Raw genomic sequence first — 26,982 nt, forward strand, 5'->3', positions numbered from 1 at the left:
CATTGAAAGGTCGTACTTTTGTACGACTCAATTTTTATTAAACAAAATAAATTCATACGATGAACTTTGTAGAAGAACTGAAATGGAGAGGCATGATTCACACCATGATGCCGGGCACCGAGGATTTACTTGAAAAAGAACAGGTCACCGCCTATCTGGGCATCGACCCCACGGCGGACTCCCTGCACATAGGCCATCTTTGCGGCGTGATGATGCTCAAGCATTTCCAACGTTGCGGGCACAAGCCGCTGGCCCTTATCGGAGGCGCCACCGGAATGATAGGCGACCCTTCGGGTAAAAGCCAGGAACGCAACTTGCTCGACGAAGAAACGTTGCGCCACAACGTGGCCTGCATCAAACAGCAACTGGCCCGATTCCTGGATTTCGACAGCGACGCTCCCAACCATGCCGAGCTGGTGAACAATTACGACTGGATGAAGGACTTCACGTTCCTCGACTTCGCCCGCGAAGTCGGCAAGCACATCACCGTGAACTACATGATGGCCAAAGACAGCGTGCAAAAGCGTCTGAACGGCGAGGCCCGCGACGGCCTGTCGTTCACCGAATTCACTTACCAACTTCTTCAGGGTTACGACTTCTTATATTTATACGAACATAAAGGCTGCCGTCTCCAGTTGGGCGGAAGCGACCAATGGGGTAACATCACGACCGGCGCCGAACTGATACGCCGCACCAACGGCGGCGAAGTGTTCGCTTTGGTATGCCCGTTGGTGACAAAAGCCGACGGGACCAAGTTCGGCAAGACCGAAAAGGGCAACATCTGGCTGAACCGCGACTATACCAGCCCGTATGCCTTCTACCAATTCTGGCTCAACGTGGCCGACGACGACGCCAAACGCTATATCCGTATCTTCACCACGTTGGACAAAGAAGAGATAGACGGCCTCATCGCCCAACACGATGAAGACCCGGGACAGCGCATCCTGCAAAAACGCCTGGCCAAGGAAATCACCATCATGGTGCACAGCGAGGAAGACTACAATATGGCAGTGGAGGCCAGCAACATTCTGTTTGGAAAGGCGACTAAAGAAAGTCTGACGAAGCTAGACGAACAAACGCTGCTCGACGTGTTTGCAGGCGTGCCACAGTTCGAAGTCAGCCGCGAAGTTTTGTCGGCCGGTATCAAAGCCGTAGACCTGACAGCCGAAATGACGCAATGCTTCCCCAGCAAGGGCGAGATGCGCAAGATGGTACAAGGTGGTGGCGTTTCGCTGAACAAAGAAAAACTGACGGCCTTTGACCGCATCGTAACTGCCGATGATTTGCTCAACGGCAAATATTTATTGGTGCAACGCGGCAAGAAAAATTATTTCCTGCTCATCGCCAAATAAAATTTCAAGGAAAAAATTTGTAGGATAGCGATTTTCTCGCTATCTTTGCACCGCTTTCGAGAGAAAGACATAAGGATTGGGATATGGTGTAATGGTAGCACAAGACATTTTGGTCGTCTTAGTCTTGGTTCGAACCCAGGTATCCCAACCAAAGACATCCCCTGAAAATCATTTCAGGGGATGTCTTTATTTTACGATTATCAGGACTCTTTCCTTCTATCTAGGGTCAACGTACATTCGATGTGGACATACTTATACACCCTCACGTCACGAAATAAAAAGACATACCACACTCCGCCAAACCCGCCTCATTTTGCCCTTGTTTTTTTCTGCGCCAAACGATTTTTCAATCTCAGGCGAATGATTTTCCAATCTGCGGCAAACGATTTTCCGTTCTGTACCGACCTTTTTCGTCCCCTGCCCGAGCAGAATTGCAACCAAGTTGCACGCCAAATAGTTGTGTGCTTGGCATTTTTCCCCTATCTTTGCTCTCACGAAAACGAGAACCGCCGAAACGATGAAGAAACAACTCCATGCCATCATCTTGTTATGGCTCTGCATGTTGATGCAGGCCGTTTCGGTCTATCCCCATCACCATCATGCCCATATCCTCTGTCTGGGACAGGAGATGGAATCCACCCGTCCGGTCAAGAGTACACATGCCTGTACGTCGGAATGTATCACGCATTTCCAGTTGACGATACCTTCGTCCGGCTCTTGTTTTTCCCATAAAAAAGCCGTATCCCGCCCGCCTTTCATACTTTGGGCGGCATGCGACCTTTCAGCTATCCATACTTTACAAATATCGCGCAGGCCTTACAACGCTTACCGGCCTGATTTGTATCTTTCCCGACCCATCGGCGGAAAAGGCATGAGGGCTCCTCCCCGCGCCTGAACGGAAACCAGATAACTTTTTATTTTATTCATTTCAAATTTTAATATCCCTATGAAGAAAATATATTTCTTGATGGGTGCTTTAGCCGTAAGTATGCTGAGCGCCTGCCATAACCATGACCACGAAGAGGAACATGCACACGGAACGGAAGAAACCGCCCGGGAAGACAACCACGAAGAACATGCGGACGAAATCATCCTGACGGCCGAGAAAGCCAAGGCGGCAGGCATCGCCACCGAAACCGTGAAACGCGACACATTCCGCCAAATCATTAAAACCGGCGGACAGATACTGGCTGCCCAAGGAGAAGAAACGACGGTGGTGGCCGGTACGTCCGGCGTAGTAAGGTTCGCACGGACACTGACCGCCGGTGCTCCGGTGGGACGCGGCACCGTGTTGTTCCATTTATCCTCGGACAAAATACAAGGTGGAGACCCGGTGGAACGCGCATACGTGGCCTACCAAAACGCCAAGGCCGAGTACGAACGCGCCAAACCGTTGGCTGAAAAACAAATCGTGACGCGCAAAGACCTGGAGAACCTGAAAGCGGCTTACGAAGACGCACGTATCAGTTACGAGGCACTGGACCCTCATCATACGCGAAAAGGAGTGGCCGTCACAGCTTCGACGGGCGGATATGTGAAGAACGTGGCGGTGAAAGAAGGCGACTACGTGACGACAGGACAACCGTTGATGACCCTGACCCAGAACCGGCGCCTGCAACTGCGTGCCGACGTATCGGAACGTTATTACGGCGCACTGAAACAAATCACTTCGGCCCACTTCAATACCCCGTATGATGATACGGTCTATGCCTTGGAGAACCTGCACGGGCGTGTCTTGTCCTACGGGAAGGCTTCGGACGAGAATGCTTTCTACATCCCCGTTTTGTTTGAATTCGACAATACAGGCGACATCGTGCCGGGAAGCTTTGTGGAAACCTATCTGACCGGAGCCACACGTGCCGGAGTAATCACTCTGCCCGTCTCGGCACTGACAGAGGAACAAGGACTGTACTTCGTCTACTTACAGGAAAGCAAGGAAGTGTACCGCAAGCAGGAAGTAAAAACAGGAGCCGAAGACGGACTGCGTGTGGAAATCCTCTCGGGTCTGAAACCCGGTGACCGCGTAGTCACGCAAGGAGCTTACCACGTGAAACTGGCTTCGGCTTCAAATGCCATCCCAGCCCACAACCATTCCCATTAATCCATAAGGAGAAAATATTATGCTGAACAAAATCATACAGTTCTCCCTGCAGAACCGTTTATTTATATTGATAGCCTCCGTCCTGCTGATGATAGGAGGCCTCTACCAAGCCTACCATACGGAAGTAGACGTCTTTCCCGACCTGAACGCGCCTACGGTTGTCGTCATGACAGAAGCCGGGGGCATGGCAGCCGAAGAGGTGGAACAGTTGGTCACTTTCCCCATAGAGACAGCCGTCAACGGTGCCACCAGCGTACGCCGCGTACGCTCCTCGTCCACCACGGGCTTCTCTGTCGTATGGGTGGAATTCGACTGGGACACGGACATCTACCTGGCCCGTCAAATCGTATCGGAAAAGCTGGCCACAGTGGCGGAAAGCCTGCCCGACAATGTGGGTAACCCGACTCTGGGACCGCAATCTTCCATTCTGGGAGAATTGCTTATCGTAGGACTGACTGCCGACAGCACGTCTATGCTAGACTTGCGTACATTGGCCGATTGGGTGATTCGCCCACGCCTGATGTCCACCGGAGGAGTAGCCCAAGTAGCCGTATTGGGCGGCGACATCAAGGAATACCAGGTTCTGTTGCACCCCGAACGGATGAAACACTACGGAGTGACGTTGGGCGAGGTAATGGATGTCACGCGGAACATGAATACCAACACCAACGGCGGAGTGATTTACCAATACGGCAACGAATACATCGTACGTGGAGTCGTCTCGACCGACGACGTGCGGAAAATGGGCCGGGCGGTCATCAAAACCGTAGGAGGCTCGCCTGTCATGTTGGAAGACATTGCTGACGTAAAAACTGGCAGCCAGCAACCCAAACTGGGTCTGGCCTCTGAAAAAGGCAAGCCCGCCGTATTGCTCACCGTGACCAAGCAACCGAACACGGGTACCATAGAACTGACCGGAAAGTTGGAAGAAGCCTTGCAAGACCTGCAAAAGAGCCTTCCGGCCGACGTGCGTATGTCCACCGACGTGTTCCGCCAGTCCCGCTTTATCGAAAGTTCCATCGGTAACGTCCAGGATTCGCTGCTCGAAGGTGCCATCTTCGTGGTTATCGTCTTATTCCTCTTTCTGGGCAACGTGCGCACTACGGTCATCTCGCTGGTCACCCTCCCTCTTTCGCTATTGGTCACCATTTTGGTGCTTCACTACATGGGGCTGACCATCAACACGATGAGCTTGGGCGGTATGGCCATCGCCATCGGTTCGTTGGTGGACGATGCCATCGTGGACGTGGAAAACGTATGGAAACATCTGCGCGAAAACCGCATGTTGCCGGAAAGCGAACGGTTACGTGTACGCGATGTCGTATTCAACGCCTCCCGGGAAGTGCGCATGCCCATCCTGAACTCTACGCTCATCATTATCGTCAGCTTCGTCCCGCTGTTCTTCCTGAGCGGCATGGAAGGACGCATGCTCGTGCCGTTGGGCGTGGCTTTCATCGTATCGCTGTTCGCCTCCACCATCGTAGCTCTGACGTTGACGCCCGTACTTTGCAGCTATCTGTTGGGACACAAAGCCAAAACCGGCGGACTGCCTAAGGAGGCGTTTCTGGCCGTATATCTAAAAAAGCATTACCAGAACGGACTGTCTTGGGCTTTGTCGCACAAGAAAATCGTATTGGGCACCACGCTTACGCTTTTCGTCGCAGCCTTGGGGAGCTTCCTCACGTTGGGACGCAGCTTCTTACCGCCGTTCAACGAAGGTTCGTTTACCATAAATATCAGCTCCCTTCCGGGTATCTCCTTGGAGGAATCGGATAAAATCGGACGGCAGGCCGAGGAACTGTTGCTCTCTATCCCCGAAATCAAAACCGTGGCACGCAAGACGGGACGGGCGGAACTGGACGAGCATGCTCTCGGCGTGAACGTATCAGAAATAGAAGCACCGTTTGAATTGGAAGACCGCAGCCACACCGAAGTTTTAGAGGATGTGCGACGTAAATTGTCCGTCATATCGGGAGCGAACATCGAAATAGGACAACCCATCAGCCATCGTATAGATGCCATGCTGAGCGGTACGCAGGCCGGCATCGCCATCAAACTGTTCGGCGACGACCTGAACAAAATGTATCAAATCGGCAACCAAATCAAATCGGCCGTCAGCGACGTGAAGGGCATAGCCGACCTGAATGTGGAACAACAAATCGAACGTCCGGAACTGAAAATCGAACCGAAACGGGAAATGCTGGCCCGATACGGCATCTCATTACCGCAATTCAACGAGTTTGTCACGGTGAACATGGGAGGAGAAGTCGTATCGCAAGTGTACGAGAAAGGGCGCTCGTTCAACCTCATCGTCCGTTCGGCAGAAGAAAACCGCAGCACAATGGAGCGTATCCGTAATCTGATGATCGACGATGCGAAAGGCAACAAAGTGCCCTTCTCGTATGTGGCCGACATCCGGTCGTCCATGGGGCCGAACACCATCAACCGCGAAAACGTGAAACGTAAAATCGTCATCTCGGCCAATGCCAGCGGGCGAGACATGCGCAGCGTGGTGAACGACATCCGCAGCCGGATAGACGAAAAAGTGAAACTGCCCGAAGGTTACCATATCGAATACGGCGGCCAGTTCGAAAGCGAAGAGTCGGCCAGCCGGGTGTTGTTGCTCACATCGTTCATTAGCATCGTGGTCATCTTCCTGTTGCTTTACTTCCAATTCCGTAATGCAGCACAGAGCGGAGTCATCCTGCTCAATCTGCCCCTGGCATTAATCGGCGGTGTGTTCGCCCTGTTGCTGACCACCGGGGAAATCAGCATTCCGGCCATCATCGGATTCATTTCCCTCTTCGGCATTGCGACACGCAACGGAATGTTGCTCATCAGTCACTACAACACATTGCGCGAAGAAGGATTGTCGTTGCGGGAAAGCATCCTGCACGGGTCGCTCGACCGTTTGAACCCCATCCTGATGACCGCACTTTCATCGGCTCTTGCCCTTATTCCGCTGGCCCTTCGGGGGGATCTTCCGGGCAACGAAATCCAGAGTCCGATGGCCAAGGTGATATTGGGCGGCCTGCTGACCTCAACTTTCCTGAATGCCTTTATTATTCCTATTATATATGAATGGATGAACCGTAAAAGTGTCCGTTCCTGAACAAAAACGATAGTCATGAAAAGAATCATTCTTATCACAACCGTTTGCGCCTGTGGCTTGCTCCCTTTGCAGGCCCAGAGCGTGGACGAAGTGCTGCAGAGTGTGGCACAACAAAACAAATCCATCCAGGCACAACAAAAAAACGGAGAAGCTGAAAAGATAGGTATTGAAGCCGAAAACAGCTTGGAGGACCCTACGGTGGAATATAGTTCTTTCTTTAGCAAAGGAGTCAACGGACAGTCCGGTTCCGAATTGGTCGTATCACAAGGATTCGACTTTCCCACGGTATATAACAGCCGTAACCGTGCCGGACGAGACAAGAAAGAAGCCGTAGACTACCGTGCCGAAGCCTTGCGCCGCAACGTGCTGCTCGAAGCCAAAACCCTTTGCCTGGACATGATACGGCTGAACCGGCAAAGAGACCTGCTGGACAAACGCATGCAAAATGCCGACGAGCTGTTGGCCTTGTATGAAGAGCGGTTGAGAGCCGGTGATGCCACAGTCATCGAAGTGAACAAGATTAAGATGGAACGTATGAGCATACAGACAGAAGTCCTGCAGAACCATACCGACCACCGCACGGCCTTGCAGTCGTTGCTGGCTCTGAACGGCAACATGCCGCTCACTTTCGAAGGACGGGAATATCCCACAGTCCCGACAACCCTCGATTTCGAGGCTTTATGCGATGAAGTCCTCGGCCAAGATGCCGAACTCAAAGCCGCCGAGGCCGACACACGGGCAGCCGAACGCAACCTTACGGTCAACCGTCAAAAATGGTTACCTAAACTGGAAATCGGTTACCGCCGGAACACGGGAGAAGGCAGCAAAGAGCACGGTTTCCTCGTAGGAGGCTCCATTCCGTTGTTTTCCAACCGCAGACAGGTGAGAATGGCACAGGCACAATCTATCGGCACACGTTTGCAAGCGGACGAAATACGCCTGAAAGCAGAAGCCGCCTTGCATTCCGGTTTCAACGAACTTCAACAACTGGGACGAGCCATGTCGGTATACGACCAGCCCCTGATGACACAGACTCTCGAACTGCTGAAAGAAAGCGTAAAAGGCGGCGAACTGTCCGTGACGGACTACTTTGTGGAAGCCGACCAGATTTACCGCAACCTGCAAGCCTACATGGAACTGGAATGCCAATATCAGAAAGTGGCAGCCACGCTGTATAAGAACAGGTTATAGATGCAAACATTCTGCCGGAAAAAGAAAAAGGAAAAAGATTCTCGTCAAATTGTGTGCGTATGTCAGTTACTTTTTCTAACTTTGCCGGAAAGGAAAACGCATTATTAAATCATCAAGAACATGGAAAAGAATTTTTTGCAGAATTTCTCTTTGGAAGGTAAAGTTGCTTTGGTTACCGGAGCATCTTACGGAATCGGTTTCGGCATCGCTACGGCTTTCGCACAATGCGGCGCTACCATCGTATTCAACGACATCAAGCAGGAATTAGTGGACAAAGGACTGGCCGCATATAAGGAAAAAGGTATAGAAGCCCACGGTTACGTGTGCGACGTGACGGACGAAGCTGCCGTCAATGCCTTGGTTGCCCGTATCGAAAAAGAAGTCGGCGTGATAGACATCCTTGTCAACAACGCAGGTATCATCAAGCGTATCCCGATGACGGAAATGTCGGCCGCAGAGTTCCGCCAAGTCATCGACGTGGATTTGAACGCTCCGTTCATCGTATCGAAAGCCGTTATTCCCGGCATGATCAAAAAAGGACACGGCAAAATCATCAACATCTGTTCCATGATGTCCGAACTGGGTCGTGAAACCGTATCGGCCTACGCAGCAGCCAAAGGCGGTCTGAAGATGCTGACGCGCAATATTTGCTCGGAATACGGAGAATACAACATCCAATGTAACGGTATCGGTCCGGGTTACATCGCTACTCCTCAAACCGCTCCGTTGCGTGAACGTCAACCGGACGGCAGCCGCCATCCTTTCGACAGTTTCATCGTGGCCAAGACTCCTGCTGCCCGTTGGGGTACTCCTGAAGACCTGCAAGGTCCGGCCGTGTTCTTGGCTTCGGACGCTTCCAACTTCGTCAACGGTCTGGTATTGTACGTAGACGGTGGTATTTTAGCTTACATCGGTAAACAACCGAAATAAAAGTTATTTCCCCTTTTTTAAAATCCGGTGTCTTGAATTCACGACATCGGATTTTTATTATGATGAATTCCTCTCTTCTTATCTCATTTGCGGCAAAACCTACAAGAAATCCGATTTTTATGCCAAAATGATAATTATTGAATCAAAAACTCAATCTTTATTGTTTGTAACGAACTATCTTTATCTCGACTAATTCTAATGTTATATACAAAATGTTATCATGAGAAACTTTACATTGAAGCCTTTGCTATTCTGCACCGCGCTGGCAGGAATGGCATTACAAGGCACGATTAAAGCGCAAGACATTACATTTCGTGCAGCAGAAAACGAAGAAGCCGAGGCCATCGGAGTCAATACGAGCGATGGAGTACCAGTCGTAGCCGACTTCGACAACAATGGTTTTATGGATCTTTGGGCACCGGGACAAACCTATGAATGGCGCCCAACCTCGGAAGTAAACGAAGACGGTAGCGTAAAATGGGATTGGACATGGTATGACGATACCAAGCTCTCGTTCAACAACGGTGACGGCACATGGAACGTCAAAAACCGCGACAGTGGCACAGGCCTGCCCTTTGCCTACGGTGGCATCAGCAACAAGGCTTTCGACTTCAACCAGGATGGCTTGGTGGATTTCATCTATCCGAGTGTCAATGTGGGTTGGACATTCGAAGCCAAAAAAGCTCTGCTTTTGGCCATCAACAACGGTGACGGTACTTTCACCATGAAAGAAGATGCCGCGCTCTCAGAAATCAATCCCTCCCTCCAAAACAACAAATGGAACCAACAAATACAGAATACCACAATCTCTATCGCCGACTATAACAAAGACGGCTATCCGGACTTGCTGATACAGTTTGAGAATGAAAACCCGTGGGAACGTGCCGTATGGCTATTCAAGAACGTGGAGGGCGACCATTTTGAACGGGTTACCGACCCATTCATTCCTGAATTTGGCAAACCCTTTGTTCCCCAATGCGCCGGCAGCATATCCTTCGGCGATTTCAACAACGACGGATGGCCGGACATTGTATCCACCGGATGGGGAGACGGTAATGAAGAATTAGGTATCAATGGGGGAGGACAAGTACATTTTTACCGTAATATGAAAGATGGTACATTCCAGCTCGCCGACACCGATTTCGGAGAAATCAACGCCATTTCCGAGAAACTAAACTTCCCTTATGGTGAGGAACATTTCATCACCGTCGTAGACTATGACCAAGACGGCAAACAGGACATCCTTGTTTTCGGACAGACAGGTTTCCAAGGAGAAGCCATATACGCTCAAAATGGCAAAGTAGCCCTGATGCTACGTAATGTCTCAACTGATGAGAAGTTTGCTTTTGAAGAAGTTGAAACCCAACTTTATCCTTTGTCGGGCGCAAATGTCCGTTTGGCTTCATTGGCTGATTTCAACGGAGACGGTTGGATAGATTTCGTAGCCAGAGGATGGAACGGAGATTGGCATACGGCAATCTCAAGCAGTACCGGCTCATACGACGGTTACTACATCACGGAGGATGTTCCCGACGCGGAAGACAACACCGATCCTATCCGTATTAAAGAAGCCTACATGGCACACGGCGACCTGAACAACGATGGTCTGCTCGATTTGTTTACGCAAGAAAATTGTGACCGTTTGTCTTGGACTATTAATACCACCGAACCTGATTACGGTATACAAATCCCCGGAGCACCCGAGGATGTGAAAGCCGAATACAATTCGGATACGAAACAACTCACCGTAACTTGGGCTGAAAGTTACACTCCCGACACAGAGAGCAAAGCTTTCTACAACCTGTATTTAAAGAATAAAGCTACAGGCAAAACCTTTATGATAGCCCCGGCCAACCCTGAAAACGGCAAACAACTTACATACACCGCATTTTCCGGTTATGTGAACCCTACTTCCTATACCTTTGAGGGAGTGGAAGAAGGCAACTACACCGTCGGAGTACAGGCCGTGACTTATTCTTGGCAAGCTTCCGAGTTCTCCACCACAGATGTCAACCTGAACGAAAACCCGACTTCCGCTTTCACCGTAGTGTCTACCGACCCGTCTGGGCGGAAAGAAATCGAGTCGCTCTCCCACATCACGTTGAACTTCAACGAGGAAGCATATCCCAATGCCATGGAAGACGCACCGGCCATTACCCTGACCAACGGCGCATCGGAAGCTTTGGACATCACCCTGAAGAAAGTAAGCGGACAGGCCAAGCAGATACAAATCATACTGCCGCCCACGATTGAAGCCGGTACATACACGCTCACCGTACCCGAGAAAGCCGTCTGCCGCACCAACGGCGACTGGAACACGACCTTTACAAAGACGTTTACCACCACCGGAATAACGGCATATATACCTACTGGCATCGAAGGAGACGAAGGCAACTATGGCTCTTTGAAAGACTTTACCCTCACTTTCCCGGAACAGACAAACGCACAGGTAAATCCCGAAGCAACCACATTGGCTTATATGGTGAACAACGATAACGATTACCAAGTTCCGGCCACGCTCTCACAGGGCAACAGACCCAACCAGACCAAACTCACGTTGGACGAAGAACTGAAAACAGAAGGTTCTTATACCCTCATTATCCCGGAAGGCATGATTCAACGCGTCATCTTCACGGAAACAACGGAAGAAAACGCAGAAAACACCACGGTATTGCTCACCTCGCCCGAAATCAAGTACGACTATACCATCGGACTCGACTTCGCCCCCACTGGCATCACGCCTGCCGCAGGAAAAGTATTCTCTCTGAAAGACTTCACCATAAAGTTTGCCGAGGGGACAGTACCGCAGCTCAACGAAGAATCCGCAAGCCAGGCCTACTTACTCAACAGCAAAAACGGCAACCAAGTAGCCGCCACGCTGGCTATCGGTACGAACACGACCGAAATCATTGCGACATTGGCCGAAGAGGTCAGCGCAGAAGGCAACTATACTCTGGTCATCCCGGCCCGCATGATACAGCAGACGAGCATGGATGAAGGCGACGGCACAGCCGAGCCTACGGTAAAAACAGAGTATGCCCCCAACTTAAAGTATGACTACACGATTGGGCATGACTACGAACCCGCATCCATCACGCCTGCTGAAGGCACGGTGAGCTCACTGCATGAATTCGTCCTCCAATTTGTGGCAGACACCACCTATGCTACAATCAATACTGAGAATGAAGACAAGGCCTACCTTGCCGACAACAACGGGGAAAGCGTAGAGGAAGCCACATTGGCCGCCGGTGACAATCCCAACGAAATAAAAGTCACTTTGGCAAATGAAGTAAACACGAAAGGTACTTACACGTTGGTTATCCCGGCCAAGATGATCCAACAATCAGCCGGAGAAGAAAATCCGACTATCGTAGACTATGCTCCGCAACTGGAATTCATTTTCACCGTTACGGACGGACAAAGCATAGAAAGTACCCTGAATGGAGCAAGCACGGCAGAAGTCTATACCATCAGCGGAATACTGATAAAGAAAAATGCCACACGTGAAGACCTGAAAGGCTTGAAGAAAGGCATTTATATCATCAACGGAAAGAACATGCTTGTGAAATAAGGGCTACAATCCGGTTTAAATAAACCGACAGAAACGAAAAAGGGCTGCCCCGCCACCTGCACGGGACAGCCCTTTTTCCATCCTTTTGGAGAACATAGTATCCTCAAAAATATTTTCCTATCCTACAATGAAGCCTCACCGGTCCGCCAACGATGCCAACAGTTCACGGAATGTTTTCTTCAGTACCGGGTGTACAACATCCGGCGCCACTTCGGCCAAAGGCTCCATGACAAAACACCGCTCATGCATCAACGGATGGGGCAAGGACAAGTGTACTTTTCTCCCTTCTGTTCCGAGAACATCGAAATCCTCCTCTACTACCGCATCGCCATAAAGCAACAAGTCAATATCAATCGGTCGGTCGGCATACGTCCCGCCCACACTCTTGCTACGCCGCCCCAATTCACGTTCGGCCGCCTGCGTAATACGGAGAATCTCTTCCGGCGTCTTCTCTGTACACAATACTGCCACGGCATTCAGAAAAGGGTGGTCAGAGCAGAACCCCCAAGGTTCCGTTTCATAAAAAGCGGACAGGCTTTTCAATCCGCCTATCCGCTCAACCAATATCTCTACAGCCCGGTGCAACAACCGTTCACGATCGCCCAGATTGCTGCCCAAACCTAAATATAAGTCTGTCATCAATCGTTCAATATAAGCATGGCATCACCGTACGTCCCGAAACGATAACCTTCTTTCAACGCTTCTTTATACCCTTGCATCACCAGGTCGTAACCGCCGTAGGCTGCCGTCAGCATGAGCAGCGTACTGTATGGCATATAGAAATTAGCCACCATGCAGTCTGCCACATTGAACTCATACGGAGGGAAAATAAACTTGTTGGTCCAGCCCGTAAACTCCTTTAAATGTCCGTCCGTACCTACCGCCGTTTCTATCACGCGCTGCACTGTGGTACCCACAGCACATACGCGATGCCCGCCGTCCTTTGCCGCATTGACGATGCGACAGGCATCCGCCTCCACAAACATCTCCTCGCTGTCCATCTTGTGCTTGGTCAGATCTTCCACGTCGATATCACGGAAATTACCCAACCCGCAGTGCATCGTGACGTAAGCAAAATCCACTCCCTTGATTTCAAGCCGCTTCATCAGCTCCCGCGAGAAATGAAGTCCGGACGAAGGGGCTGTCACCGCTCCCTCGTTACGGGCAAAAATACATTGAAAACGTTCCATATCCTCGGGTTCGGCCGGACGCTTCACAATATGTTTGGGCAGCGGAGCCTCGCCGAGCGCATATAAGGCTGCCTTGAACTCATCGTGCGGTCCGTCGTACAGAAAACGAAGCGTACGCCCGCGCGAAGTCGTATTGTCGATGACTTCTGCCACCATGGAATCATCTTCACCGAAGTACAACTTGTTGCCGATACGAATCTTACGAGCCGGGTCGACCAACACATCCCAAAGACGCAAATCCTCGTTCAGTTCTCTCAACAAGAACACTTCGATACGGGCACCCGTCTTTTCCTTGTTGCCGTACAGGCGGGCCGGGAACACCTTGGTATCGTTGAAGATAAATACATCCTTATCGTCAAAATAGTCGAGAATGTCTTTAAAATACTGGCGATGCTCGATATCTCCACTCTTCTTATGCAACACCATCAAACGGGATTCGTCACGATGGTGCGCGGGATACTGAGCAATCTGTTCTTCAGGTAACTTGAATTTGAATTGTGACAGCTTCATATAGAATAGTTCTCTTATATTGATTAATTATCTTCTGTTATCTCTATCGTCTGGCGATTCAACCATTCGGCAAAATCATCCAGTTTCAGGCAGTCTTCCACTCTGACCGCTCCGATTCGCGTACGGCGTAAGGCCGTCAGGTGGGCACCACTCTGCAAGGCCGCCCCGATGTCGCGGGCCAACGCCCGGATGTAAGTACCTTTGCTGCACACCACCCGGATGACAATTTCCGGCAGTTCGCATCGCAACAGTTCCAGTTCGTCGATGACCAACGTCTTAGCTTTCAGTTCCACCTCTTCCCCTTTACGGGCCAAATCGTACGCACGGCTTCCGTTCACTTTGCAAGCCGAGAAGACAGGCGGCACCTGTTCTATCGTACCTACGAAACGATTCAGCGTTTCCTCCACCATTTCACGGGTGATATGTTCCGTGGGATACTCCGCATCCACAGGCTTCTCTAAGTCGAACGAGGGCGTGGTAGCCCCCAGACGGAGCGTCGCCACATACTCTTTCGTATGAGCCTGAAGTTCCTCTATCCGCTTCGTCGCCTTACCGGTGCAGACAAGCAGGACTCCGGTAGCCAAAGGATCGAGCGTACCGGCGTGCCCCACTTTCAATTTCTTCACTCCTAACCTCTTGCACAACAGGTAACGTACCTTGGCCACCAACCCGAACGACGTCCACTCGTAGGGCTTGTCAAAAGCCAATATTTCTCCTTTCTTGAAATCCACTCAGGCGAATTTTAACGGTTAGAGACAATGATGTACGATGAGCGCGACACCCACTACGGCACAGTAAACGGCAAAATATACCAACTTGCCTTTCTTGACTATATTGATCATCCATTTGCAAGCCAGGCATCCCGACACAAAGGCCGCCACGAACCCCACGGCAAGCGGCCACATCCCGATACCCGCAGAAGCAGCCTCGACCCCATGGGTCACTCCCTTTGCCACATCGAGTATGGCTTCTCCTAAAATAGGAGGCATCACCATCAGGAAAGAAAACTGGGCCAACTTGGCTTTGTTGTTTCCCAACAGCAAGCCCGTAGCGATGGTCGTACCGGAACGGGACAAGCCGGGCAACACGGCACAAGCCTGGGAAAGCCCGATGATGAAGGCGTCACGAAGAGATATGTTTTCTTTCTGACGGGGGCGGGCATAATATGAAAACGTCAGCAGCAAAGCCGTCAGCAACAAACAAATCCCTACTATCAGCAGACCGCTGCCGAATATCATTTCCACATAGTCCTTAAAGAAAACCCCGACAATGCCTACGGGTATCATGGAGACTAAAATATTCAAGGCATAACGTTGGGATTCGTTCATCCCCGGCCCTTTGAAGTCAAACAATCCCTTGAATATCCACACGATATCTTTCCAAAGAATCACCAACGTGCTGAACACCGTAGCCACATGGACGGCCACAGTAAACGTCAGATTGGCTTCTCCTTCTATTCCGAAAAAATGGGAAGCGATGGCCAGATGCCCGCTACTGCTCACCGGCAAATACTCCGTCAGGCCCTGCAAGAGACCCATCAACAACGCGTCTATTACATCCATGCTTAATCCTTATTGATCGTGGCGTCCGCACCGGACATTTCGTCTTTCTTTTCTCCGACACCCTCATTCTCTTCCTCCAACGGCGTGTATGCAGGCTTTCGCAAAATGGCATAAATGATGAACAAAAAGCCAAACAGACAGACTATTGGAGCCACTTTAATGCGACGTACGCTGAATACGTCCGGATTGAATACCGTTTCCGAACTCCCGGAACCGGACATAAGGATGAACCCGATGATTACAATCGCCATCCCGACGGCCAACAAAATAAAATTCACCTTGTCGAAAGCAAAATTTCTTTTATCCATAAACCTCTATTTATTATATGTTTCCTATTTAATATAAATCACCGACCTTCATCCGCAAGTACTTGTTGACGGAAACGTACGTACAGCCCAACGTAAGCAAGAGGCCGAACAACAGCACCGCCGCCCCGACGACGAGCAACATATCGACATGGATATATTGGGAAAGCGAAGGGTCGTACTGCAAAAGGGTATGCACGCCTCCCCACAACACGGCATCGGCCAAAAGACCGGACAGGAACCCGAGATTGAAACTCCGTGCCATAAACGGCCTCCGGATAAATCCCCAACTCGCCCCTACCAATTTCATCGTACGGATAACGAAACGGCCGGAATAGATGCTCAGCCGCACGGTATTGTTGATGAGTGCAAAAGAGACCAAGGCCAAAAGCACGGCCAAGCCCAAAAGCACATAGCTGATACGTCGCAAATTGTCATTCACCGTGTCTACCAGCTCTTTTTGATACATCACATCCTCCACCAAAGGATTCTTTTTCAGCTTTGCGGTGATCCACGCCAAACTGTCGGAATTGGCATAAAGGGCGTTCATACGCAATTCAAACGATGCCGTGAACGGATTGGCTCCGAGAAACTCAGACGGATCGCTGCCCATGGCCTTTACCTGTTCTTTCAACGCCTGCTCTTTGGACACATAATCCAAAGCATACACATAACGTTCTCCCTTCAATGCCGTCCGGAATTCATGGATGTCCGAACGGCTCGCCTCACCGTCGAGCAATACGGTTACCGTCAGATTTTCTTTCACGGAATCGGACAAACGCTGGGCAAACAGTATAAAAAAGGATACGATTCCCAGCAGTATCAACACCAACGTGGTACTGACACCGGTCGTAAACCACTGCATACCCAAAGAACCTTTTGCTTTTTTCTTTCCCATGACCTCTATCTGTCCGTATTAGCGTAGGATACAAAAATACAACGAAACACGGGGATTGATTCTTTCTTTAACAGCATTTAACTTGATTGTCAGTCTTCTACCACCTCTCCCTTCAGCGTAGCCGAAGAACTTCCGTTAACTCTCACCTTTACAAAATCACCGACATGATACTTTCCCCGGTCGAACACGACCACCTTATTCTGCTCTGTACGTCCGAACAACTGCTCTTTGGAACGTTTGCTCACACCCTCCACCAGCACTTCATAAACCCGGCCTTCACAACGGCGGTTGCTCTCTGCCGAGAGTTCATTCTGCAAAGCGATCAATTCGTTCAAACGCCGCACCTTCACGTCCTCCGACACGTCATCGGGCAAATGCTTGGAGGCATACGTTCCCGGCCGCTCCGAATACTTGAACATAAAAGCGCTGTCGTAGGCACATTCCCGCATCAACGACAAAGACATTTGATGGTCTTCCTCAGTCTCGGAACAGTAACCCGAAAAAATGTCTGTGGACAAACCGCAATCCGGCACAATCCGACGGATGGCCGCCACGCGGTCCAAATACCATTCACGGGTGTACTTGCGGTTCATCAATTTCAGGATACGGTTGCTTCCGCTCTGCACCGGCAAATGGATATGCCGGCACACATTGGGTTCTTCCGCAATGACACGCAACGTGTCGTCGCTCATGTCCTTCGGATGGGAAGTGGTGAAACGCACGCGCATCCCGTCGGCCTCGTGTGCCACCAACCGCAAAAGTTCCGGAAAAGAAACAGTCTTTCCGTCGGCCCCCTCATGGAGGTAAGAATTCACATTCTGCCCCAAAAGCGTGACTTCCTTATACCCGCGCTTTTTCAAATCCCGCACCTCATTCAGGATGCTTTCCACATCCCGGCTGCGTTCCCGTCCACGCGTGTAAGGCACAATACAATAATGGCAAAAATTGTTGCAGCCGCGCATGATACTGACAAAACCGGAAATATGCGAGCCGCACACACGTTGCGGAATCACATCCTTATAAGTTTCCGTCACGGACAGTTCCACGTTGATGGCCTTATGCCCCAGCTCCACTTGGGCTATCAGGTCGGGCAGAGACAAATAAGCGTCGGGGCCTGCCACTACATCCACATGGTGATTCTCTATCAACTCTTCCTTCACCCGTTCGGCCATACAGCCCAACACGCCGATAATCAGATGCCGACCCTTCCGTCTCAAAGCATGCAAAGCCTCCAGCCGGTTGATGATTTTCTGTTCGGCATTATCCCGTACGGAACAAGTATTCAGGAAAACGGCATCCGCCTCATCCAGGGTTTCGCACGTCTCGTATCCTGCCATACGCATCACCGAAGCCACTACTTCGCTGTCGGCCACGTTCATCTGGCAACCGTAAGTCTCTATAAAAAGCTTTTTCATGCTGTTCTTTCAAATTCAGGCTGCAAAGATAGTGAAAGGCGAGCGCAGAGACAAGCGAAAACGTAGTTTTCTGGCTTGGCTATGCCGAGCCGCATCCTATCTTCGTAAAACAAAGATAGTCAAAATCACACATATATATACCATTTACTTCTGCAAAGAAACAAAAGAAGGCACAGACCTTCTTAAAAAAGACTAAAAACAAAGTTAAATTAGCGTACAAGCCATTATTATCACAGAGATAATTCCGATATTTGTCCTCGAATGAAAACATTAGATTTTTTCATAGTTAAGGTTTAGTTGAGTAAGCGGGAGTTGTGAAACCCCCGCTTATTTTTTTAGACTGCCGTTTGGCAAAAAGACATCCGTTTCCGAATTTTCATAGCAAACAGCAAGAAAAAAGTTCTCTTTAGGGATGTACGGATTCCGCTAAAAGCACAAAACAGAGGTAAACAAAAGCATTTACGGATACACTTTTTTAAGGTTTTGCCCGTTTTTTCAGTCCCGTTAACCCGGATTTAAGCCCGATTAAGGATTGCTCTCATGAGAAAAATTTTCCGTTTGGCTGAAAAAACACTTTTTTTCTCAGCAGAAAAAAAGATGAACGACCGCAGGCTACCGGAAAAACGGCCTGAAAGCGGGAATACAAACTGCTGAAAACACCGTTTTTTCTCTATTTGGCAAGAAAAGGCATGCAAGGATACGCTGTCCTTTTGCAAAAGGTATGCGTTCCCGCACTTACGCCTCCTTCGCCAACCAGCGCAGGATGCACCTTTCCGGCAGGCCTTTGGAAAGCAAAATCCCTTTTCCACTGACATTCCGCTTCCTCCCGACAGCGCGAGACTCGCGTATTTGCAATGACGGCTCGGTAAAGGCACGAATACGCGAACCATGCAGGACCGGGATTAACATTTTGACAGTATGCACCCTGAATTTTACCCAATGCTCCCTGCCCAAGGTCTTCTTTCCCTACCGTTGGAGTTCCGCAACGTTCCCATACAATGGGACGTGGACCCGGAAGAATAAAAGTGGAAAAACCATGTCCTTTATGATATTTTTCATAACTTTGACTGCCGAAGAGGTTTAATACCTTTTTTTCTTTCCGGCAGCAAAATGGACGGCAATATTGTTTATATACAACTCATGCAGTACACGGCAGGAGCAAGCTTCATGTTCCTGCTGTGGCTGTGCGTGTACTTCCTCCGGAACGGAAGCGGTAACCGGCTCCGCCAAATCACTGGTTGGGTCTTGCTCGTATGGGTCATACAGTCGGTCAAGGATATGGCACTGATATGGTATCCCACCGTCCGGTTCGAGTTCCTGCACCATGTTTTCGTACTCATCGACATGACAGCCGTCCCCACCTGCGCCTTCCTGCTGTTTGAACTCACGCGTCCCGGTTCCATGACGCTCCCACGGGCCGTGCTGCATGAAATACCGTTCCTTCTCTTTATACTCGTCTACGTGCTCCATCCCATGGAAACGCTATACGAAAGTGCCATCGCCTGCGCCGTGGCATACGGTACGGTCGTGATGCTTTATGTCTTGTTCGAAATACCGGCTTATCACAAGCGGCTGAAACAAAGTTATTCTTACCACGAACGCATCGACCTGCGGTGGTTGTATATCATACTTCTCTCTTTCGTGGCGTTCCTGGCGGTATGGAGCCTGTCTTCCACCTACTATTCCGAACTCAACGACACGTTGTACTACCTGCTCACTTGTGTCATTTGGTCACTCATCAGCTACTTCATCAACCGGCAGGAGCAAGTGCTCGGTTCATTGACGACCCGTTCGCACCAGGACGTTGAGACGGCTCCGGAAAACGAAGAGAATCCACATCAATTCACCCTCCACCTGCATCGGATTTTCGAGGAAGAGCATCTCTACCTCAATCCCAAGCTGACCATCATGGACTTGGCCCAAGCCATCGGCACGAACCGCACCTATATTTCTAATTATCTGAACAATGTACTGGGTACAACGTTCTTCGATTACGTCAACCAATACCGCCTGTCATACGCCGAACAACTTCTCCGCCAAACCAAAATGTCTATCGAAGAAATAGCTGACCGTTCCGGCTTTAACTCACGAAGTACCTTCCGGCGTGCCTTCCTCAAAAGGTTCGGTTGCACCCCGAGCCATTACCGTCTTCAGCACTTACCAAAAGAAATAGAAAAGGAAATAAGCCTGACACAGTAACACCTTTCAAAAAAAATAGCTAACTTTGCGCCATATTAATTAAGGTATAACTATTAAGCAATCAACTCTATGGGATTCAACAAAATCACAGCAGCCGAAGCTGCTGCTCTCATCCAAAACGGAGATACCATCGGACTGAGCGGTTTCACACCGGCCGGCGTACCTAAAAGCGTACCGGCTGAGATAGCCCGAAAAGCCGAGAAAGAACACGCGGAGGGCAAAGAATTTAAGATCAACATCCTTACCGGAGCATCCACAGGACAAAGTTGCGACGGCATGCTGGCCAACGCTCATGCCATCAAATTCCGCGCCCCTTACACCACGAACAAAGACTTCCGTACGCATGTCAACAATAATGAGATTTCGTATTCCGACCTCAACCTTTCCAACATGGCCACTCAAATCCGCCAAGGTTATCTCGGACAAGTGGACTGGGCCATCATCGAGGCGTGCGAAGTCGAACAAACAGGCGGTAAGGCACGTATTTACCTGACGGCCGCAGGAGGTATCAGCCCCACCGTCTGCCGTCTGGCACGCAAAGGCATCATCATCGAAGTCAATGCTTTCCACAGCAAAAAGTGCATGGGCATCCATGACGTGTACGAAATAGAAGACCATCCCTATCGCACGCCCATCATGATCATGAAGGCGAGCGACCGCATCGGTAAACCCTACGTGGAAGTGGACGCCGACCGCATCAAAGGCATCATCGAATGCAACATCCCCGACGAGGCACGTGCATTCAAAGCCCCCGACGCCATCACCACACAAATCGGAAACAATGTGGCCGATTTCCTGTTAGCCAATCTGAAAAGCGGGAAAATACCGCCTACTTTCCTTAATTTGCAAAGCGGGGTAGGCAGCGGAGCCAACGCCGTATTGGGCGCATTAGGCCAATGTCCGGACGTCCCGAATTTCAGTATTTACACCGAAGTGCTTCAAGATGCCCCCGTACAACTGATGCGCGAAGGCCGCGTACTCTCGGCATCAGCCTGTTCGCTCACCGTGACGAACGAATGTCTGCAAGGTATTTACAACGACATGGACTTCTTCAAAGACAAGCTCGTGCTCCGTCCTTCCGAAATTTCAAACAGCCCCGAAGTCATCGCCCGCATCGGCGTATGCTCTCTGAATACGGCCATCGAGGTGGACATCTACGGACATGTAAACTCTACCAAGATCTGCGGTACGAAGATGATGAACGGTATCGGCGGTTCGGCAGACTTCACCAACAATGCTTATTTGAGTATTTTCACTTGCGGTTCCACCACCAAAGGCGGAGCCATCAGCAGTATCGTGCCGTTCTGTTCCCATATCGACCATACGAGCCATTTCGTGGATGCCGTCATCACGGAATACGGCGTGGCCGACCTGCGTGGAAAATGCGCCATGGAGAAAGCAGCAGAGCTTGTCAAGGTAGCCCATCCCGACTATCGTCCGCTTTTGCTCGACTACATGAAGTACGCAGCCCAAAACGGAGGACACACCCACCACTGCCTGTCGGCTGCATTCGCCATGCACGACACTTATCTGCGCAAGGGAGACATGCGACTGACCGACTGGGCCGAATACGTAAAATAACACCAGGAATTTATGAAAAAAACATCATCATTATTATATCTGGCCTTTTCGTTCTGCGGCAGCATTTCTTTCGCCCAACAGGCACTCACCCCCGAAGTCCTGCAGACCTTGAAAGAGAGCTACTCGCACGACGATGCCCACAAAGCCATCCGGAATGCCGTAAATGCCAACTCCATCAAAAAGCTCACGGCCAACAGTGAACAGGCGGCTACGCCCGACACGTGGTTCAGCCACAAGGTGAAAAGCTCCGGCATCAGCGACCAGAAAAGCAGCGGGCGCTGCTGGCTGTTTACGGGTACCAACGTGATTCGTGCACAAGTCATGGCCCGCACGGGTATGAAAAATTTCTTTTTCTCGCAGGCCTACAACTTCTTCTACGACCAACTGGAAAAGAGCAACCTTTTTCTTCAAGGCATTATCGACACGCGCAAAAAGCCCATCGACGACAAAATGGTGGAATGGTTGTTCCGTAACCCGCTGAGCGACGGAGGGCAATTCACCGGTGTTTCGGATCTGATTGAAAAATATGGGCTTGTCCCCAAAGAGGTCATGGCCGAAACTTACAGCAGCGACAACACCAATGAATTTTCAGCCCTCTTGAAAAGAAAATTGCGCGAAGACGGCATGTTACTGCGCGAAGCATCCGAGAAGGGCGCCTCCGAAAAGGAATTGGAACAACAGAAGGTGGACATGATGAAAACGGTTTACCGTATGTTGGTCTATGCCTACGGAGAGCCTCCGACTTCTTTTACTTGGGCACCGAAAATCAACGGGAAATATACCGAGAAGCCCAAGACTTACACGCCCCAAAGTTTCTACAAGGAAGTATGCGGCGGAGAAGACTTGAACGCCAATTACGTCATGCTGATGAACGACCCTTCGCGTCCGTTCAACCAAGTATACGAAATCGATTATGACCGTCACACTTACGACGGGCACAACTGGCTGTACATCAACCTGCCTATCGAGGACATCAAAGAAATGGCTATTGCCAGCCTGAAAGACAGCACCATGATGTACTTCAGTTGCGACGTGGGTAAGTTCCTGGATTCCAAGAAAGGTACGCTCGACTTGAACAACTACGACTACGGCAGTCTCTTCGGCACGACGTTCGGCATGAACAAGAAACAACGCATCCAGAGCTTCGACAGCGGCAGCACCCACGCCATGACGCTGATGGCCGTCGACCTCGACGATAACGGCAAGCCCAAGAAATGGATGGTGGAAAACAGTTGGGGCAAAGATGCCGGCTATCAGGGCCATCTCATCATGACGGACGAGTGGTTCGACGAATACATGTTCCGTGTGGTCGTCAACAAGAAGTACTGCCCGCAAAACGTTCTGGACATGCTGAAACAAAAGCCCGTCCGTTTGCCGGCATGGGACCCCATGTTCCAAAATGAACAATAACATACACCCGAACTCAATAATAAGACAACGAAAATGAAAAAGATCAGAGCAGCCGTAGTAGGTTACGGCAACATAGGACACTATGCCTTACAGGCTCTCGAAGCCGCACCCGACTTCGAAGTGGCAGGCATCGTACGACGGAACGGAGCTGAAAACAAGCCCGAAGAACTGGCACGTTATGACGTAGTCAAGGACATCCGCGAATTGCAGGACGTAGACGTAGCCATTCTGGCTACCCCGACCCGTAGCGTGGAGAAGTACGCCAAAGAAATTCTTGCACTCGGCATCAATACAGTGGACAGTTTCGACATCCACACCCAAATCACTTCCCTTCGCCGCTCGCTCGACGAAAGCGCAAAAGCAGGAAAAGCCGTATCCGTCATCTCCGCAGGGTGGGATCCGGGGAGCGACTCCGTCGTACGCGCCATGTTACAGGCCATTGCTCCCAAAGGCATCACCTACACGAATTTCGGACCGGGCATGAGCATGGGACATACCGTAGCCGTAAAAGCCGTGGAAGGAGTGAAAGCCGCGCTCTCCATGACCATCCCCACCGGTACGGGTATTCACCGCCGCATGGTATATATAGAGGTAAAGGAAGGATACGAGTTTTCGAAAGTAGCCGCAGCCATCAAAGCCGATCCCTATTTCGTCAACGATGAAACCCACGTCATAGAAGTACCTTGTGTAGACGAGCTGCTGGACATGGGACACGGCGTCAACCTGACACGCAAAGGCGTATCCGGAAAAACCCAGAACCAGTTGTTCGAGTTCAACATGCATATCAACAATCCGGCGCTGACGGGACAAGTATTGGTTTGCGTGGCCCGTGCCTCGATGAAACAACAACCCGGTTGCTACACGATGATAGAAATACCTGTCATCGACCTGCTTCCGGGCGAGCGCGAAGAACTGATTGCCCATTTAGTATAAGTTTGTTCCTTGCGAAAATCCTTGTATTTTTAGGAAATAGAATAAAAAGAGGCCGAAAAAGCCTCTTTTTTAATTTTAATAACATAAAAACACAGACAAGATTACCAAATATGCGTATCTTTGTCATAGTATGTATGAACATATTTATTAATTTCAATTAAAACGATTATGAAAAAGTCTCTACTGTTATTAGCGGGTGCATTAAGCTTGGGAAGCTTAAACGCTCAAACGACTGAGGAACAAACTACAAAGTTCCGTGACAATTGGTCAATTGGTTTGAATGGTGGTATTGTGACTCCGCTCAGCCATAGTGCATTCTTCAAAAATGCCCGTGCCACCGTGGGCATCGACCTCAACAAGCAACTCTCACCGATTTATGGCTTGACATTTGAAAATATGTGGAGCATCAATACGTTCGAGAGCAGTGCAGCTTTTGATGCAAGCAATCTGATGTTGTTGCACCGCATCAATTTAAATAATGTATTCTGCCGTTACAAAGGCAAACCCAGTGTGTTTGAAGTAGAAGCATTGGCCGGTTTCGGTTGGTTACACGTTAACGACGCATATTACGGAGAAGACGGAGATAAGGACGGCAACTGGCTTTCTTCAAAAGTCGGTTTGAACCTCAACTTCAACCTGGGCGAAAAGAAAGCATGGACCATAGCTGTTAAACCGGCAATCTTATGGAATGTGACCCAGTTTGGAGAAGACAATATCAACTTCCATTCCGACCAAGCAGCTTGGGAAATCACCGCAGGTGTCGTTTATCACTTCAAGAACAGCAACGGTAAGCACTACTATTCCAACGGTTGCAGCCACGCAGACCAGATTGCAGCCCTGAACGCCACCATCAGTTCGATGGAAGCCGAAGCCGCAGGCAAGGATCGTGCACTGCAAAACGCACAGAAGACCATCAGCGACTTGCAGAAGGATTTGAACGACTGCAAGAATAAGAAAGTGCCCACCACGACTACACAGGCTGTAGAGAAGAGTGAATATGTAGTCATCTTCCGTCAGAGCAGCAGCAAGGTAGACGCTCTCCAGATGCCGAACATCGACCGTCTGGCAAGTTATTTGAAGAAGAATAGCAGCGCCAAGGTTTCCATCTCAGGTTACGCTTCTCCGGAAGGCAATGCCAAATTCAACCAGAAGTTGTCTGAGAAACGTGCAGAAGCCGTGAAGAACATTCTGGTGAAAGAATACGGCATCAGCGCCAACAGAATCGAAACTCAAGGTAAGGGTGTGGGTAACATCTTCGGCAAACCGGCTTATAACCGTGCAAGCATTTGCGTGACCGAGTAATCACACAACAATCCTTAATTACATCACAAAAAGAGGGCAACCGGAGAGGTTGCCCTCTTTATATTTACTAAAAAAGGTTACTTTCAAATAATATTACCGTTATTATTTTGAAACCAATATAAATTTTACTACATTTGTAATGTATTACTAAACGAATAAATTATGAAAAAGTCTTTAATTGTATTATTAAGCGCTTTATGTGTAAGCGGCTTAAATGCCCAAGATTATAATTTGGGTGGAAACAAATTCGGTGACAACTGGTCGATAGGCCTGAACGGTGGTATAGCCACCCCCCTCACCCATAGTACATTCTTTAAAAACTCGCGCGCAGTCATCGGTCTTGACATTAATAAACAGTTAAGCCCCATTTACGGTTTGACATTGGAAAGCAACTGGACCATCAACACCCAGAGCCGAATGGCCGCCCAAAAGAGCGGTACGGCATTCGATGCCTTCAACCTGATGTTGTTGAACCGCTTGAACCTGAACAACATGTTTGCAGGATACAACGGTCAGCCACGCTTGTTTGAAGTAGAGGCAGTAGGCGGATTCGGTTGGTTGCGTCTGAACGATTTCTATGAGACGGGCGAAGGTGCCAATCACTTGGCATCAAAAGCCGGAGTAAACTTCAACTTCAATTTGGGCGAGAAGAAAGCATGGACCGTAGCCATCAAACCGGCTATCCTATGGGATATGAGCATGTGGGATGCCGACAGGGCTCACTCTCACCCCAACTTTAATGCCAACTATGCCAACTGGGAAATTACAGCCGGAGTGGTTTATCACTTCAAGAACAGCAACGGCAAGCACCACATGACGAAAGTCAGAGCCTACGACGCATCGGAAGTCAGCGCATTGAATGCTACCATCAACAACTTACGTCAAGACGTAAACTCCAAGGATGAAAGCATGAGAAATACGGCAAACAAACTCCGCAACGAGGAACAGAAATCCGCCGATTTGGAAAGAGCACTGAAAGAATGCCAGAACCAGGGTCCGAAAGTGATTACGAACAATAAGAAAACATTGGAGTCTGTCGTAACTTTCCGTCAAGGCAAGATTGTCATCGACGCGTCGCAGCAACCCAACGTAGAACGTATCGCCACTTATCTGAAGAACCATAAAGAAGCTAAGGTGAACATCTTAGGATATGCTTCTCCTGAAGGAAGTGCCGAAGTGAACGAACGTATCGCCAACCAACGTGCAGAAGCCGTGAAGAATATGCTGGTAAACAAATACAGAATCGACGCCCGCCGTATCACAGCTAAGGGACAAGGCGTAGGCTACATGTTCGAGGAACCGGATTGGAACCGCGTCAGCATCTGTACGATTGTTGAAGATTAATCATCATTAGACTGATATAAAAAAGACCGCTTTTCGCAAGCGGTCTTTTTTTATACCCTTTGTCGTCCGAGAATCC

Annotated in this window: 20 protein-coding genes and 1 tRNA gene; 14 read left to right on the forward strand and 7 right to left on the reverse strand. The window is 49.8% G+C overall.

Features of this window, described 5'->3' with window-relative positions; all coding sequences use genetic code 11:
• Positions 1 to 59 precede the first annotated feature (59 nt).
• The 8 genes from tyrS (at position 60) to HMPREF9441_RS05305 (ending at position 12,257) form a co-directional block, all read left to right on the forward strand.
• Positions 60 to 1,352 carry a tyrosine--tRNA ligase gene (tyrS, locus tag HMPREF9441_RS05270; RefSeq protein WP_008618839.1) on the forward strand — a complete coding sequence of 431 codons (1,293 nt, stop codon included), beginning with the start codon at positions 60 to 62 and terminating at the stop codon, positions 1,350 to 1,352.
• 77 nt (positions 1,353 to 1,429) lie between these two features.
• Positions 1,430 to 1,503, forward strand: a tRNA-Gln gene (locus HMPREF9441_RS05275).
• Positions 1,504 to 1,869: 366 nt separating this feature from the next.
• Positions 1,870 to 2,247, forward strand: a complete 378-nt coding sequence (locus tag HMPREF9441_RS05280) for a DUF6769 family protein (protein ID WP_230315468.1) — start codon at positions 1,870 to 1,872, stop codon at positions 2,245 to 2,247.
• A 51-nt stretch (positions 2,248 to 2,298) separates the two neighbouring features.
• On the forward strand, positions 2,299 to 3,453 hold the full coding sequence (locus HMPREF9441_RS05285; RefSeq protein ID WP_008618841.1) for an efflux RND transporter periplasmic adaptor subunit: 1,155 nt from the start codon (positions 2,299 to 2,301) through the stop codon (positions 3,451 to 3,453).
• 19 nt (positions 3,454 to 3,472) lie between these two features.
• Positions 3,473 to 6,565, forward strand: coding sequence for an efflux RND transporter permease subunit (locus HMPREF9441_RS05290; RefSeq protein WP_008618844.1), 3,093 nt, complete (start codon positions 3,473 to 3,475; stop codon positions 6,563 to 6,565).
• Positions 6,566 to 6,580: 15 nt separating this feature from the next.
• Complete coding sequence (locus HMPREF9441_RS05295) at positions 6,581 to 7,756, forward strand: TolC family protein (RefSeq protein WP_008618845.1); 1,176 nt, start codon at positions 6,581 to 6,583, stop codon at positions 7,754 to 7,756.
• Positions 7,757 to 7,891: 135 nt separating this feature from the next.
• Positions 7,892 to 8,686, forward strand: a complete 795-nt coding sequence (locus tag HMPREF9441_RS05300; RefSeq protein WP_039864973.1) for a gluconate 5-dehydrogenase — start codon at positions 7,892 to 7,894, stop codon at positions 8,684 to 8,686.
• 220 nt (positions 8,687 to 8,906) lie between these two features.
• Complete coding sequence (locus HMPREF9441_RS05305) at positions 8,907 to 12,257, forward strand: FG-GAP-like repeat-containing protein (protein ID WP_008618847.1); 3,351 nt, start codon at positions 8,907 to 8,909, stop codon at positions 12,255 to 12,257.
• A 135-nt stretch (positions 12,258 to 12,392) separates the two neighbouring features.
• Here HMPREF9441_RS05305 and folK read toward each other — a convergent pair whose 3' ends face one another.
• The 7 genes from folK to miaB all read right to left on the reverse strand — a co-directional run bounded on the left by folK (position 12,393) and on the right by miaB (position 18,137).
• Entirely contained in the window at positions 12,393 to 12,896 is a 504-nt protein-coding gene (gene folK, locus HMPREF9441_RS05310) for a 2-amino-4-hydroxy-6-hydroxymethyldihydropteridine diphosphokinase (RefSeq protein WP_008618848.1), read from the reverse strand.
• Positions 12,896 to 13,957, reverse strand: coding sequence for a tRNA preQ1(34) S-adenosylmethionine ribosyltransferase-isomerase QueA (gene queA / locus HMPREF9441_RS05315; protein ID WP_008618849.1), 1,062 nt, complete (start codon positions 13,955 to 13,957; stop codon positions 12,896 to 12,898). The genes folK and queA overlap by 1 nt, the downstream gene beginning before the upstream one ends.
• 23 nt (positions 13,958 to 13,980) lie before the next feature.
• Positions 13,981 to 14,688 carry a tRNA pseudouridine(55) synthase TruB gene (gene truB / locus HMPREF9441_RS05320; RefSeq protein ID WP_008618851.1) on the reverse strand — a complete coding sequence of 236 codons (708 nt, stop codon included), beginning with the start codon at positions 14,686 to 14,688 and terminating at the stop codon, positions 13,981 to 13,983.
• An 18-nt stretch (positions 14,689 to 14,706) separates the two neighbouring features.
• Positions 14,707 to 15,519, reverse strand: a complete 813-nt coding sequence (locus HMPREF9441_RS05325; RefSeq protein WP_008618853.1) for an undecaprenyl-diphosphate phosphatase — start codon at positions 15,517 to 15,519, stop codon at positions 14,707 to 14,709.
• A 2-nt stretch (positions 15,520 to 15,521) separates the two neighbouring features.
• A complete protein-coding gene (locus HMPREF9441_RS05330) occupies positions 15,522 to 15,827 on the reverse strand; it encodes a DUF3098 domain-containing protein (RefSeq protein ID WP_008618855.1) in 306 nt (101 codons plus the stop codon).
• 28 nt (positions 15,828 to 15,855) lie between these two features.
• Positions 15,856 to 16,722: a cell division protein FtsX gene (locus HMPREF9441_RS05335; RefSeq protein ID WP_008618857.1), complete on the reverse strand. Its 867-nt coding sequence runs from the start codon at positions 16,720 to 16,722 to the stop codon at positions 15,856 to 15,858.
• An 89-nt stretch (positions 16,723 to 16,811) separates the two neighbouring features.
• Positions 16,812 to 18,137 carry a tRNA (N6-isopentenyl adenosine(37)-C2)-methylthiotransferase MiaB gene (gene miaB, locus HMPREF9441_RS05340; RefSeq protein ID WP_008618859.1) on the reverse strand — a complete coding sequence of 442 codons (1,326 nt, stop codon included), beginning with the start codon at positions 18,135 to 18,137 and terminating at the stop codon, positions 16,812 to 16,814.
• Positions 18,138 to 19,247: 1,110 nt separating this feature from the next.
• On the opposite strand from miaB, the gene HMPREF9441_RS05355 reads away from it, so the two are divergent.
• The 6 genes from HMPREF9441_RS05355 to HMPREF9441_RS05380 all read left to right on the forward strand — a co-directional run bounded on the left by HMPREF9441_RS05355 (position 19,248) and on the right by HMPREF9441_RS05380 (position 26,906).
• Positions 19,248 to 20,336, forward strand: a complete 1,089-nt coding sequence (locus tag HMPREF9441_RS05355; protein WP_244949630.1) for a helix-turn-helix domain-containing protein — start codon at positions 19,248 to 19,250, stop codon at positions 20,334 to 20,336.
• 69 nt (positions 20,337 to 20,405) lie between these two features.
• Entirely contained in the window at positions 20,406 to 21,917 is a 1,512-nt protein-coding gene (locus tag HMPREF9441_RS05360) for an acetyl-CoA hydrolase/transferase C-terminal domain-containing protein (RefSeq protein WP_008618870.1), read from the forward strand.
• Positions 21,918 to 21,929: 12 nt separating this feature from the next.
• Entirely contained in the window at positions 21,930 to 23,327 is a 1,398-nt protein-coding gene (locus HMPREF9441_RS05365) for a C1 family peptidase (protein ID WP_008618872.1), read from the forward strand.
• Positions 23,328 to 23,360: 33 nt separating this feature from the next.
• Positions 23,361 to 24,260, forward strand: coding sequence for a diaminopimelate dehydrogenase (locus tag HMPREF9441_RS05370; RefSeq protein WP_008618874.1), 900 nt, complete (start codon positions 23,361 to 23,363; stop codon positions 24,258 to 24,260).
• Between the two features lie 168 nt (positions 24,261 to 24,428).
• Entirely contained in the window at positions 24,429 to 25,562 is a 1,134-nt protein-coding gene (locus HMPREF9441_RS05375) for an OmpA family protein (protein ID WP_008618883.1), read from the forward strand.
• A gap of 162 nt (positions 25,563 to 25,724) precedes the next feature.
• Positions 25,725 to 26,906 (forward strand): OmpA family protein, encoded by a 1,182-nt coding sequence (locus HMPREF9441_RS05380; RefSeq protein WP_008618885.1) that lies wholly within the window; start codon positions 25,725 to 25,727, stop codon positions 26,904 to 26,906.
• Positions 26,907 to 26,982: the final 76 nt, after the last annotated feature.

Origin of the sequence: Paraprevotella clara YIT 11840 (assembly GCF_000233955.1) — a bacterium.
GTDB lineage: Bacteria > Bacteroidota > Bacteroidia > Bacteroidales > Bacteroidaceae > Paraprevotella > Paraprevotella clara.

Bases quoted from the DNA above. Each gene is read 5' to 3' on its own strand.
- HMPREF9441_RS05375 (WP_008618883.1), top strand. From the start codon at position 24,429: ATGAAAAAGTCTCTACTGTTATTAGCGGGTGCATTAAGCTTGGGAAGC.
- HMPREF9441_RS05325 (WP_008618853.1), bottom strand. From the start codon at position 15,519: ATGGATGTAATAGACGCGTTGTTGATGGGTCTCTTGCAGGGCCTGACG.
- HMPREF9441_RS05290 (WP_008618844.1), top strand. From the start codon at position 3,473: ATGCTGAACAAAATCATACAGTTCTCCCTGCAGAACCGTTTATTTATA.
- HMPREF9441_RS05280 (WP_230315468.1), top strand. From the start codon at position 1,870: ATGAAGAAACAACTCCATGCCATCATCTTGTTATGGCTCTGCATGTTG.
- HMPREF9441_RS05380 (WP_008618885.1), top strand. From the start codon at position 25,725: ATGAAAAAGTCTTTAATTGTATTATTAAGCGCTTTATGTGTAAGCGGC.
- HMPREF9441_RS05285 (WP_008618841.1), top strand. From the start codon at position 2,299: ATGAAGAAAATATATTTCTTGATGGGTGCTTTAGCCGTAAGTATGCTG.
- folK (WP_008618848.1), bottom strand. From the start codon at position 12,896: ATGACAGACTTATATTTAGGTTTGGGCAGCAATCTGGGCGATCGTGAA.
- HMPREF9441_RS05335 (WP_008618857.1), bottom strand. From the start codon at position 16,722: ATGGGAAAGAAAAAAGCAAAAGGTTCTTTGGGTATGCAGTGGTTTACG.
- tyrS (WP_008618839.1), top strand. From the start codon at position 60: ATGAACTTTGTAGAAGAACTGAAATGGAGAGGCATGATTCACACCATG.
- miaB (WP_008618859.1), bottom strand. From the start codon at position 18,137: ATGAAAAAGCTTTTTATAGAGACTTACGGTTGCCAGATGAACGTGGCC.
- HMPREF9441_RS05370 (WP_008618874.1), top strand. From the start codon at position 23,361: ATGAAAAAGATCAGAGCAGCCGTAGTAGGTTACGGCAACATAGGACAC.
- HMPREF9441_RS05355 (WP_244949630.1), top strand. From the start codon at position 19,248: ATGGACGGCAATATTGTTTATATACAACTCATGCAGTACACGGCAGGA.
- HMPREF9441_RS05360 (WP_008618870.1), top strand. From the start codon at position 20,406: ATGGGATTCAACAAAATCACAGCAGCCGAAGCTGCTGCTCTCATCCAA.
- queA (WP_008618849.1), bottom strand. From the start codon at position 13,957: ATGAAGCTGTCACAATTCAAATTCAAGTTACCTGAAGAACAGATTGCT.
- HMPREF9441_RS05365 (WP_008618872.1), top strand. From the start codon at position 21,930: ATGAAAAAAACATCATCATTATTATATCTGGCCTTTTCGTTCTGCGGC.
- HMPREF9441_RS05330 (WP_008618855.1), bottom strand. From the start codon at position 15,827: ATGGATAAAAGAAATTTTGCTTTCGACAAGGTGAATTTTATTTTGTTG.
- HMPREF9441_RS05295 (WP_008618845.1), top strand. From the start codon at position 6,581: ATGAAAAGAATCATTCTTATCACAACCGTTTGCGCCTGTGGCTTGCTC.
- HMPREF9441_RS05305 (WP_008618847.1), top strand. From the start codon at position 8,907: ATGAGAAACTTTACATTGAAGCCTTTGCTATTCTGCACCGCGCTGGCA.